Source organism: Vibrio ouci, from assembly GCF_004551525.1.
GTDB lineage: Bacteria > Pseudomonadota > Gammaproteobacteria > Enterobacterales > Vibrionaceae > Vibrio > Vibrio ouci.
The window spans coordinates 129,806-142,206 of the sequence record NZ_SATR01000005.1 but is presented as its reverse complement, the minus strand read 5'-3'; the positions used below and the strand labels follow the sequence as shown (position 1 = coordinate 142,206).

Genomic DNA, 12,401 nt, shown 5'->3' with positions numbered 1-12,401 from the left:
CTTTTGTGCCAGAACGTTTACCTAAATGTTGGAACTGCGCTCTGGATAAATTGGTTTTTTGTCGATGTCTATCGACCCTAAAAGTAGTTAAAGTCTTTGCACACTTTGGCGATGGCTTGTTCGAAGATTGCCAATGCTTCTGTCAGTTGTTCGCGAGTGATGATCAGCGGTGGGCTGAGTTGAATCACATTGCCTTGCGATACCTTGAAGCTCACGCCATTGTTGAGGCATTGGTAGAGTACGGCTTCTGCTTCGTCATACGCGCGCGTCTTGGCTTCGTGGTCGGTTACTAGTTCAATACCCCACAACATGCCGATGCCGCGTACATCACCAATCACTGGGTATTTGGCTTTCATCTCCATTAGTTTTTCATGCATGAATTGGCTGTCGGCTCTGGTTTTACCTAACAAGCCGTCTTGCTCAATAGCTTCCATGGTAGCCAGCGCCGCAGCACAACCGATAGGGCTTTTCTCATGAGTGTAGTGACCCATGGAGATTTGCTCGGCGGTGTTGTATTTGTCTTTGGTCACCATGGCTGAGATAGGCACTAAGCCTCCGCCCAAACCTTTACCGATGCAGAGCATATCTGGCTCGATGCCATAAGCTTGGTAGGTAAACCATTCGCCGCTGCGACCCAGGCCGTTAGGGATATCGTCGATGATCAGCATGACATTGTGTTTGTCACAGATTTCACGGATGCGTTTCCAATAGGCCTTACTCGGCACTTGAACATCCGTGTTGCGAACTGCTTCTGCGATAAACGCGCCCACGCCACCTTCTTTCTCAATCACGTATTCAAGATAATTGGCGTAATGCACATCGCTACCATCAGCGACTGGGAAAGCGCCACGGTAAGATACCGCTGGTGGAATGCGCTCAACGCCTGCCATCAATGGTCCCATGCCTTGACGGAAACACGCTTCGCCGCCCACTGAGATGGCATCCAACGATGCGCCGTGGAAGGAATCCCACAGAGACACCACCTTGTAGTTGCCCGTGATATGGCGCGCTAGTTTAAGTGCCATGCCAACCGCAGATGTGCCACCCGGAGCAAACAACACGCGGTTCAATTCACCACCACAGATTTGCGTGAGTTTTTCTGCACATTCAATCGCAGTCTCGTTGGTAAAACGACGTGGTGAAAACGGCAGTTTGGCAATTTGCTCTTGCACACGTTTAATCACATGCGGATGACCGTAGCCCAGCTGATGGACGTTATTGCCATGGAAGTCCATGTACTTTTTGCCGGTAGCATCTTGGATGTAGATGCCTTCTGCTGCTTCCAAGGTATCTAAGCAAGGCGTCGACATGGCTTGATGAAGAAAGACCTCCGAATCACGCTTCAATAATGCTTGCGCGCGTTCGTCGTCCATCGATGCATTCCAAGCTTGGCGCGCCGGCGTCGTGTTGACATCGCCTTCGCTGCGAAAATGGGTCGGTTTGATATTCTGAGTCATAACGCTCTCTCAATCAGAAGGCTGCTTTACGCAACTTGCCAGTACATTGCTTTTTCAATCGCACCGATTAAGCGCTCGATATCTGCTGGGTAAACTTCACCAATGTTGCCGATACGGAAGCAATCTGCGTTCGAGACCTTACCCGGATAAATTACAAAACCTTGCTCTTTCAAACGTGTGTAGAACGCTTTGAATTGGTAATCACTGTGCGTCGGAGAATAGAAAGAAGTGATGATTGGCGAGTGAAGGTCATCACTCAGTAGTGGTTCGAAACCCAAAGAACGCATACCTGCAACCAGTGTTTTCTGGTTAGTTTGATAACGGTTGTGACGCGCTTCAATACCGCCTTCTTGTTCCAGTTCTAACAATGCTTGGTAGAAAGCGCGAACCGTGTGCGTTGGAGACGTGAAACGCCATTTGCCGTGGTTCACTTCCATACAGTGCCACTGGTCGTAAAGATCAAGGCTCAAAGAACGCGCCTGACCTTTGCACTTTTCTAGTTCAGTTTGTTTCGCAATCACAAAGCCAAAGCCCGGTACGCCTTGAATACATTTGTTTGCAGAGCTGATCATAAAATCGATGCCTAATTCTGCGATATCGATAGGAATGCCACCAAAGCTCGACATGGCATCGAGAATCACCACTTTACCGTGTGCCTTTGCAACAGAAGCAAAGGCCTCAATTGGGTTAAGCATGCCAGTGGTGGTTTCGCAGTGAACAATTGCGACGTGAGTGATCGTAGGATCCGATGCCAATGCAGTTTCCACCTCGTTCAAGTGTGGCTGTGATGTTTCGCCAGGGGAAACTACATGGCACGGGATATTTAGATACTCAGCAATTTGGGCAATGCGCGCTCCGTATGCACCGTTATCAACAACCAACAATTTTCCATCTTTGCCAATTGCGCTGCCGATCGTTGCTTCTACTGACGCCGTACCGCTGCCTTGCATGAGTACGCTGGTGTAACCGTCTTGTTGCGTGGCTAACTTCACTAGCTTAGTGCGGATCACTTCTACGATGTCTTTGTTGTAGTCATCATCCCAAGTACACCAGTCTTTTAGCATGGCTTCACGTACGGTTTCAGAGGTAGATAGAGGACCTGGAGTTAGCAGTAGGTATTCGTTTTTCATCTCGATTTCCATTAGATTTAATTTTTGGTCTACACCAGAATTTAAAGTCACTTTAGCAGGAGATAAAAACGGTCGTAAATAGCCAGGTATTTATCTTCATAAAACTTTCACAGTTCCTATACGGAATGGGATAAGGTTTTAGATGAAGATTAAAAATGTCTAAAAATTGCCACGTTTCATTCATGTAATCGTCATATTGGTTTCTTAGGGTGTAACTCGTTAACTGGTACAGACCAATTTTAACTTTAGCCAATCTAACTGGAGAAAATGATGAAAAACCGCTTGATGAAAGGAACGCTGGCTGCGCTTGTATCTCTGCTAGCTACAAATGCAATGGCTGCACAGGAAGTGACGGTTTACACGGCTTTCGAAACGGACATACTTGCTAAATACAAGTCAGCTTTTGAGAAAGAAAACCCAGATATCAATATTAAATGGGTACGTGATTCAACAGGTATCATGACGGCGAAATTGCTGGCAGAAAAGAATAATCCTCAAGCGGAAGTGGTTTGGGGCCTTGCGGGGTCTTCGATGGCTTTGTTGAAAGAGCAGGGGCTGCTTAAACCATATACGCCAAAAGGTTTGGATCAGCTTAATGCCAAGCTCAATGACCCGCAAAAGAATCAAGCATGGTTTGGTAACGATGCGTTTTTTAACGCTGTTTGTTTCAATGAAATCGTTGCGAAGCAATTAAACCTGCCTAAGCCAACCTCATGGGAAGATCTAACCAAGCCAGTGTATAAAGGGCATATTGCAATGCCAAACCCTGCCTCATCGGGTACGGGTTATATGCAGGTGTCTGCTTGGCTGCAAAACATGGGTGAAGATCAGGCGTGGAACTACATGAGTGACCTAGACAAAAACATTGCCCACTACACGCACTCTGGTTCTAAACCATGCGTTCAAGCGGGTATGGGTGAAGTGGCTATCGGTATTTCGATGGCAAGTCGTGGCGCGAAGCTGAAAACGCAAGGCGCACCGCTAGCGGTCATCACGCCAAAAGGTATCGGCTGGGAATCAGAAGCCGTTGGTCTAGTCAAAGAGTCCGAAGCAGCTAAGCGTGTGGTGGACTGGTCGATCTCCAAAGCGGCGAATGAGCTATATGTAGAAATGTACCCAGTTGTAGCTCATAAAGAGGTTAAGGCGACAGTCTCTAACTTCCCAAATGTTCAAGAGAACATGGCTAAGATGGACTTTGCAAAGATGGGCAACAAGCGTGCTGAAATCCTAGCGGCATGGTCAGAGAAATTTGACGCGAAATCTGAGCCGAAGTCTTAATCTGACTTGCTTCGTAATCAATGTTTAATCCACCTCAGTTGAGGTGGATTTTTGTTTTCGAAAGAACCTCATTCTTGAAGCCTTGTCATTCTCGAGAGTGACGAAGGAGCGAGTTGGGAATCTCTCATTACCACTTGAACAAACCTCAATTTCCTTCATCTATTTGTCATCATCTAACTATAAATTTGTCATTGGAACGTAACACTCTGAAATTAAATTTGGTATATACCATTAAGAGAGTCTGTTATGTCAACCAACCAACCCTATCTGAATATTGAAAATGTCGTGAAGCAATTTGGTCAATTCACCGCATTAAAGAGCATCTCGCTAGCGATCGTAAAAGGCGAATTTGTCTGTTTCTTAGGTCCATCAGGTTGCGGTAAAACTACTTTGCTGCGTGCTATTGCGGGCCTAGACCTGCCGACGTCTGGTGCGATATATCAAAACCAACAAGAGACCACATTTCTACCACCAGAAAAGCGTGATTTTGGCATCGTGTTTCAATCCTACGCGCTGTTTCCAAACCTAACCGTACAAGAGAACATTGCGGTGGGCTTGAAGAACCAAGGCATGTCGACCAAAGAAGCGCTAGAAAAAGTGGATTACTGGTTAGAAACCATTGGTCTTCCCACTTCTGGTGAGAAATTCCCGAATCAACTTTCAGGCGGTCAGCAACAGCGTGTGGCACTTGCAAGGGCACTGGCTCTTTCTCCTGGGCTGTTATTGCTTGATGAGCCTCTTTCCGCGCTAGATGCGAAAGTCCGTGTTCATTTACGCGATGAGATATGCAGACTTCAGCGCAAGCTTGGTATCACCACCATCATGGTCACCCACGATCAAGATGAAGCGTTGTCGATGGCCGATCGAATTGTGGTGATGAATCACGGCGTTATCGAGCAAGTAGGCACACCTCAAGAAATCTATCAGCAGCCAGCGACTCGCTTCGTGGCTGAGTTCGTTGGCAGTATGAACTTTATTGAAACGTCTGTCGCAACGGACTCTCATGTCCGAATCGCTGAGACGCTACTTCCAGCTCCGAGTTTAACCAATCGTAAGATTCAGCGCGGTGATCGTTTTGATTTGGCTGTTCGCCCTGAAAGCATCAAGTTTGTCGACAGTTACTCGACCTCTCTACCTGTTCGAATTATAGCGATGGAGTTTTTAGGCGCATTTTTCCGCATCGACTGTGAGCTGCAAAACGACGCGTCGACTCAAGCCATCGTTGTTGATGTTCCTGTTGAAACGGTAACCAACTCACGAATGAAGATTGGTGATGTTCGCTACATTCAGTTTTCCGCAGCGGGCCTACATGGTTACTCCGTTCCAGCTGCGGCGAAAGTGTTGGCGGCATAGGTGAACGTATGGATACCAATACAATGACTATTAATCGCTTAATGACTCACAAAAAAACTAAGTCGTTATTAGAGGGAGTTAGCCGAGATAACGTCGTGCTGTTCACTTTATTGGCGGCACTATCACTCATCATGGTGCTATTCATCTTGATGCCACTATGGGCGATGCTGAACAAAAGTGTACAAAACGGCGAAGGGGAGTTTGTTGGTCTCGCTAACTTTGCTACCTATTTCTCTTCATCGAGCCTTTGGGTGTCGGTAGGGAATACCTTTACCTTAGGCATCATCGTCACCGTTGTTGTCGGCGCACTGGCATTTGGTTATGCCTATGCTTTGACTCGCTCTTGCATGCCATTTAAAGGCTTGTTCCAGATCTTGGGCACAGCACCGATTCTTGCACCTTCTTTGCTTCCTGCGATCAGTTTGATTTTCTTATTTGGCAATCAAGGTGTGGCGAAAGAGTTACTTGGTGGGCACTCAGTGTACGGGGGCATTGGTATTGCCATGGGATTGATCTTTTGGACCTTTCCCCATGCTTTAATGATTTTGAATACATCCCTTCGAACATCTGACGCTCGTCTGTATGAAGCCGCTCGTGCACTCAAAACATCACCAATCAAAACCTTCTTCATAGTAACGCTACCTGCCGCTAAATATGGCTTGATCAGCACTTTGATCGTTGTGTTTACTTTGGTTATTACCGATTTCGGTGTGCCGAAAGTGATTGGGGGTAGCTACAACGTACTGGCGACAGACATCTTCAAGCAGGTGGTGGGCCAACAGAACTTCGCCATGGGCGCGGTGACCAGCATCATGCTGCTGTTCCCGGCGGTAATGGCGTTTGGCGCTGACCGTTGGGTGCAAAGAAAGCAAAAGAATTTGTTCGATACTCGTTCGGTGCCTTATCAACCTGAGCCAAACAAAACGCGTGATGGCCTTTGCTTCCTTTATTGTTCAATCATCTCTGTGGCAGTGTTGGCGGTACTTGGAATGGCGGTGTATGGCTCTCTGGTGACTTTCTGGCCTTGGAATAAAGCGCTGACGCTGAACAACTACAACTTCGCAGAGATCAGCACTTATGGCTGGAGTCCGTTCTTTAACTCACTATTGTTGGCTGGCTGGACAGCGGTGTTTGGTACGGCAATCATCTTTGTTGGCGCTTATTGTATTGAGAAAGGGCGTGCATTCGGCCCAATTCGCCAAGTTATGCAGATGGTGAGTGTCGTGCCGATGGCGGTTCCAGGTATGGTGCTTGGCTTGGGTTACATCTTTTATTTCAATGATGCTAATAATCCGCTGAACGTGCTTTACGGTACCATGGCATTTTTGGTGATTAACACTGTGGTGCACTATTACACGGTCGGTCATATGGCAGCGCTCACTGCGTTGAAGCAGTTACCGACTGAGATTGAAGCCACAGCAGCATCGGTCAAGCTTCCACAATACAAGTTGTTCTTTAAAGTAACGTTACCTGTATGCCTTCCAGCTATTTTAGATATCGCTACCTATTTGTTTGTTAATGCATTAACTACCACTTCTGCGGTAGTATTCCTTTACTCAACCGATACGATTCCGGCTTCGGTCTCGATTCTGAATATGGATGATGCAGGCCAAACGGGCGCTGCTGCAGCAATGGCAGTGATGATCATGATTTCTGCCGCAATCGCGAAGATTGTTCAGATGACATTGGGTAAATTGTTAGAAAATCGCACACAGGCTTGGTGTAAAAGATAAGGACACTTCGTGCAATACGTAAAGATAAAAGATTCAATCGTAGAACAAATTGATTCAGGTATGCTTTCGCCGCGCCAAAAGTTGCCTGCAGAACGCAAGTTAGCTGAATCGTTTGATACCACCCGAGTAACCTTACGTGAAGCGCTCTCTTTACTAGAAGCAGAAGGGCGTATTTATCGCGAAGACCGTCGAGGCTGGTTTATCTCTCCAGAGCCACTTCGCTATGACCCGACTCAAACTCTGAATTTTAGCAATATGGCGGCTGCGCAAAATCGTACGCCGAAAACAGAGCTTATCGCGGCTAAAGGTATTTTGGCCGACAAACAAGCGGTTCGCCTGCTGAACCTACAGCCGTTTTCCGATGTGTATCGAGTTGATCGAGTTCGATACCTCGAAGATCGTCCAGTAGTGTATGTGACCAACTATATTCGACCAGAGCTGTTTCCAAACTTGCTCGATTTTGATCTGTCCAATTCCCTCACGGATATCTACCGAGAGCATTTCGGCATGGTTTACCTAAAGATCCGTTACCGTATCAGTACTAGCAGTTTACTTGGAGAGACGGCACAAGCCCTAAGAGCGACTTCAGGCACTCCGGCTATGGTCGTTGAACGTGTGAACTACAATCAGCAAGGTGAGTTGATTGACTGCGATATTGAATATTGGCGACATGACGCCATTAGCATTGAATCAATCGCAGAGCTTCAGCGTTAATTTTATCTCTAGGCTTAGCTAGAAAGAGTAAGCCTAGAGAATATTCTATTCTCACCTTTTGACAAAAGGTCTCACTATGTCGTTGTGGGCAATTTGCCTGATAGTTGTTTCTGCTTTACTTCATGCAGGATGGAACCTGTTGAGTAAAAGCAATAAGTCTTCCGGTACTGCTTTCTTTTTATCCAGTAGCGCGGCAGCTTCGCTGATTTTAGCGCCATTTGTAACTTGGTATTTGCTTCAAGTTGGTTGGACGCAGTTACCTCTAACATTTTTCTGGTTTCTTCTGTTCAGTGGGGCTGCGCAGGTCGTTTACCTGATTGGGCTGGGGCATGCTTATAAGCATGGTGATATTGGCGTCATCTATCCGATTGCGAGAGCATTGCCAGTTCTAATGGTTGGAGTAGGGACGGCCATTATTGGTCAAGTGTTACCAGTTCAGGTTTGGCTAGGGTTCGTTTTAATTACTTTGGGCTGCTTGATAGTACCTCTTTCTTCACTACGTGGACTCAGTATCAAGGAGTATTGTTCACTTGGTGTTATTTGGGCCTTGATCGCGGCATTGGGGACCACTGGGTATTCAATTCTCGATAAAGAAGCGCTTAACCTTTTAAATGTGAGTGCTCTTGAGGGGGTAACTAGCCTTGATTCGGCAATTTTCTATTTAGGCGTTCAGTTTTGGGTCATCTTTGTGGTGATCACGACTTATGTGGCTGTGACTCGTCAATGGACGGAATTCTCACAAGCTTGGCAAATCAGAAAGCCGTCAGCGATGGCTGGTTTGATGATGTTAACCACCTATGGCTTGGTGCTCTATGCGATGACGATGACTACCAATGTGAGCTATGTAGTGGCGCTGCGTCAGCTCAGTATTGTCTTTGGGCTGGTATTTGGCGTGGCATTTCTTGGTGAAAAGCTTGCGATGACGCGGCTGTTGGGAACGGGGATGATTTTTGCTGGTTTGGTGCTGACAGTTTTGTAGTGTGATCATTAAATTTAATATGATATTTGTTCAGTACCATATAACGATTTACTCTAATACTTAGGTTGGGTAAAACTTTCTTTATTTTCGATTCGAAGTAATAAACTAATGATTTTACTCACCAATTATATCAAGCATTTTACACGCCATTAATCCCTTACTTTTATTACTACAAATATTTATCTTCTTATATCAAAAAATTCGAATAACAAGTGCAATTAATTCTAATTCATTCAGGTCTTATTGTTCGTACCATATAGGTAATCGAGCGGTGGATATAGCTCGACTTTATATGCTCTGTATTAGAGTGGTAAGGAAACAAAGGAGTCAGTTATGATTAAGGTAATAAGTTTTGCAAGCGTAATGTTATTCAGTTCAGTAGCCGTTGCAGGTCTAGGCGGCGCATCTCAAACTATTGTTAGTAGCGAATCGATGAATGGTGATCCAATGGGCAGCAGAGATGCCGCTCTTGCAGCAGGTAAAAGCATGATCATGGAGATCAATGACAAATCTCCATATGAATTGAGCCGTTCAGTACATTATTCATCAAATGATCAGGTCGATGTAAATTCATTCGAATTACTAAATTCACATGTGACGGTAAATGAAATAGTCACTAGTGATGGTGATATTGCTTATCAACCAGTGATTAATGTGAGCTACGAATATAAAGCTCGTCAGCGCGATTAATTATATCGAACAACTGTTTTTGCTAGCAATTAATATGAAAAACCCAAGCATGTGCTTGGGTTTTTTATTTTCCGCTAGTAGGCGAGTTTAGCTTTCTGCTTTAACAAGCTCAGGTTGTTGCTCTGCACGTGCAGTTTCAAGCATCTTGCGGATGATAACTGAAGAAACCAGTGCAATTGCGACCATAACGACAGCAAGGATAGTTAGTAGCTGGAAGTAGTCACCATATACCGTTTGTACCACTTCTTGAGTGATCTCTTGGCCTTTTTCTAAAGCGATAGAAGTAGAGAATACAGCACCAACGATACCACTTAATGCCATCGCAACAGAGAATAGTGATACTGAAAAGCCTTCAATATGCTTTGGTGTTACCGACAGAATGAACGCCACAACTAAGCTACCTACAATTACTTCGGCAAATGCTTGGAAGAAGTGAATTGCTAGGAAAATTTCTGGACGAATAATCACGTCTTCACCAACGTTCACTACCGCCATAGTTAGAATGCCAAAGGCAATCGCTGTGAAAATGAAGGCAAAACCGATCTTTGTTGCTGTTGAGAAGTTGATGCCTTTTTTCTCTAAAGAAGAGAATGTGTAAGCAATCACTGGACCAGCAACAATACACCATAGCGGGTTCATCGCCATTGATGCTTCTGGCGCGATAGGGATAAGGTTAAATAGGTCACCACGCATTGTGTTGATCGTAACCATAGTCATCGAAGTCATCATCTGACCGTAGTAAACGAAGAAACAGGTAGTCAGCACTGTCATAATCAGGATAGTACCCATTTTAAGTGCGTCAGATTTACCAGATTTGAACATCAATGAAATGAAGTACAAGATCGCTGCCGCACCAATCGCATAAACGATGTTTTGACCGATATCCATGTTAGAGAACATGAAAAATACCAAGCCAACCATCGCTGCAGAAAGACCGAGGAAAGCAACCCAGTTTTTTGCGCTGACTGGCTGTTGGTCGATGTCAGCACCAACATTGACCAATTGCTTGTTGAAGACCACAAGGACAGCGAAGGCAAATGCTGCCATTACCGCAGATAGCATGAAGCTACCGTGGAAGCCAATAACAAGAACGAACATAGGGAATAGGTATTGACCTAATAGCGCACCGACATTGTTCACTGAGTAGTTTACAGGGTAGCCATTCTCGAAATCTTCTTCTGTTGCAAAAGTGCGTTTGTAAAGACTTGGGTAAGAAGGAGACATCAAACCGCGAGCGTAGCTAGCCAGTGCAATACCAACCAAAGCCATAGGTACGTTAGTCGCTGAAGCGCCAAGGACCAGTAGTGTGTAACCTGTCGCGAATGTACCATAGGCGATCGTTAAAGAACGGTATGCACCAAGGAATTTATCTGCTATAAACCCGCCGGCAATCGCAAATAGTGGCCCGATAGAAGAGAAAGCACCGACAACCATCATGGTATCCGCTTCGCTATACCCTAGATCTTCTAAGAAGAAACGGGTCAAAATTACCATCACGCCGTAGAATGATAAGCCAAACATTGCTTGGCAAAACATCATTGATTTGTTGAGTTTATTCCACATAATCGTCTCATTTTGTTGGCATAACACAGAATTAACATCTGCATATACTATCAGTTGTGGTGTGTTATAAATTGAAACAATTATCGCAGAAATCGTTTTTGATGCACGATTTTTTCTCAATATCGCATAAATTTTTATAATGAACTTGATCTAAAACGTTTGCGCTGGATATATCTTCTAAACAATGCTGACAAATCTAAGCGGTAAATCGATTTTTTAAGGTCTATCTTTGTGTTAGCCTCGCGCAATGCTGTACAAATGTATAAGGAATGTAACGCAATGAAGATTTTTAGTAATTTCGATAGTGGTAGTATTGAAGTCGTTAGTATTGAGAATAAAGATCATATCGAATTAAAGATTCCAAACGACAATCAGTCGGAGTTTTATCAGTGGTTCCACTTTCGTTTAGAAACAGAAGCGGAACAATCTCACACTATCTCTTTGTTGGATCTAAAAGGCTCTGCTTATCCTGAGGGCTGGAAAGGGTATGATGTTGTTGCATCGTATGATCGAGAAGAGTGGTTCCGCATTCCCGCTGAGTTTGATGGTGATACGCTGACGTTTACCGTGATCCCAGAGCGCAGCTCTATCTATTTTGCTTATTTTGCCCCTTATACCTATGATCGCCATCTTGATCTTCTTCATATGGCGCAGTCTGCACATCACTGCCAGCTCGAGACATTAGGTCAAACGTTAGATGGTAATGATATGAGCCTACTGACGTTTGGTGAGTATGAAGAAGGTAAAAAGCATATTTGGCTAATTGCTCGACAGCACCCAGGCGAGACGATGGCCGAGTGGTTTATGGAAGGTCTCATTCAGCGTTTGCTGGACGAAGATGATGTTACGGCACGTGCGTTGTTAGAAAATGCGGTACTTTACGTTGTGCCAAACATGAACCCTGATGGTGGTATTCGAGGTCACTTACGTTGTAATGCGATTGGTGTGAACTTGAACCGTGAATGGCAAACGCCGTCAATGGAGCGAAGTCCAGAAGTATTCTTAGTCCGTGAGCGTATGCTAGAAACTGGCGTTGATATGTTCTTAGACATTCATGGTGACGAAGCGATTCCATACAACTTTGCAGCAGGCTCTGAAGGTATCCCGTCATATGATGAGCGTTTAGCTAATTTGGAGAATGCGTTTAAGCAAGCGCTGCACACGGTGACCCCCGAATTCCAAGATGAATATGGTTACGATAAGGATGAGCCAGGCAAAGCCAACTTAACGGTTGGTTCGAACTGGGTTGGTGAGCAGTTTAAGTGCCTTTCTTACACGATTGAAATGCCGTTTAAAGACAACAATGATTACCCTGACCCGTTGTATGGCTGGTCGCCAGAGCGTAGCGTGAAGTTTGGTCATGATATGCTGGCAGCAACACTTGCTGTGGTTGATAAAGTCTAGTCACTTTTCAGAGTAAACAAAGCGCGGAACTCACCGCGCTTTTTCGTAAGTATTTCTAACGATTTTGTACAGTTATCCTCGCTGTGCGCGTCGCCATTCC

General features: G+C 45.1%; 10 protein-coding genes. 7 read left to right on the top strand and 3 right to left on the bottom strand.

The genetic code is table 11. The annotated features are described in order from the left end of the window. Positions 1-77: 77 nt before the first annotated feature. Both ELS82_RS05575 and phnW read right to left on the bottom strand, forming a co-directional pair. On the bottom strand, positions 78-1,457 hold the full coding sequence (locus ELS82_RS05575; protein WP_134834586.1) for an aspartate aminotransferase family protein: 1,380 nt from the start codon (positions 1,455-1,457) through the stop codon (positions 78-80). Positions 1,458-1,483: 26 nt separating this feature from the next. Continuing rightward, a complete protein-coding gene (gene phnW / locus ELS82_RS05570) occupies positions 1,484-2,587 on the bottom strand; it encodes a 2-aminoethylphosphonate--pyruvate transaminase (protein WP_134834585.1) in 1,104 nt (367 codons plus the stop codon). A gap of 267 nt (positions 2,588-2,854) precedes the next feature. Here phnW and ELS82_RS05565 point away from each other — a divergent pair, with 267 nt between their 5' ends. From ELS82_RS05565 to ELS82_RS05540, 6 genes are all read left to right on the top strand, one after another. Then, positions 2,855-3,865, top strand: a complete 1,011-nt coding sequence (locus tag ELS82_RS05565) for a putative 2-aminoethylphosphonate ABC transporter substrate-binding protein (protein ID WP_134834584.1) — start codon at positions 2,855-2,857, stop codon at positions 3,863-3,865. 246 nt (positions 3,866-4,111) lie between these two features. Further along, positions 4,112-5,218, top strand: coding sequence for a putative 2-aminoethylphosphonate ABC transporter ATP-binding protein (locus tag ELS82_RS05560; RefSeq protein ID WP_134834583.1), 1,107 nt, complete (start codon positions 4,112-4,114; stop codon positions 5,216-5,218). An 8-nt stretch (positions 5,219-5,226) separates the two neighbouring features. Next, positions 5,227-6,951 (top strand): putative 2-aminoethylphosphonate ABC transporter permease subunit, encoded by a 1,725-nt coding sequence (locus ELS82_RS05555; protein ID WP_134834582.1) that lies wholly within the window; start codon positions 5,227-5,229, stop codon positions 6,949-6,951. A gap of 9 nt (positions 6,952-6,960) precedes the next feature. Continuing rightward, entirely contained in the window at positions 6,961-7,665 is a 705-nt protein-coding gene (gene phnR / locus ELS82_RS05550; protein WP_134834581.1) for a phosphonate utilization transcriptional regulator PhnR, read from the top strand. Between the two features lie 76 nt (positions 7,666-7,741). Further along, positions 7,742-8,644: an EamA family transporter gene (locus ELS82_RS05545; RefSeq protein ID WP_134834580.1), complete on the top strand. Its 903-nt coding sequence runs from the start codon at positions 7,742-7,744 to the stop codon at positions 8,642-8,644. Between the two features lie 333 nt (positions 8,645-8,977). Continuing rightward, on the top strand, positions 8,978-9,334 hold the full coding sequence (locus tag ELS82_RS05540; RefSeq protein ID WP_134834579.1) for a DUF3316 domain-containing protein: 357 nt from the start codon (positions 8,978-8,980) through the stop codon (positions 9,332-9,334). Between the two features lie 87 nt (positions 9,335-9,421). Here ELS82_RS05540 and ELS82_RS05535 read toward each other — a convergent pair whose 3' ends face one another. Continuing rightward, the gene (locus tag ELS82_RS05535) at positions 9,422-10,897 is read right to left on the bottom strand and encodes a peptide MFS transporter (protein WP_134834578.1); all 1,476 of its coding nucleotides are present in this window, start codon (positions 10,895-10,897) and stop codon (positions 9,422-9,424) included. Positions 10,898-11,176: 279 nt separating this feature from the next. Here ELS82_RS05535 and ELS82_RS05530 point away from each other — a divergent pair, with 279 nt between their 5' ends. Continuing rightward, complete coding sequence (locus tag ELS82_RS05530) at positions 11,177-12,301, top strand: M14 family metallopeptidase (protein WP_134834577.1); 1,125 nt, start codon at positions 11,177-11,179, stop codon at positions 12,299-12,301. Positions 12,302-12,401: the final 100 nt, after the last annotated feature.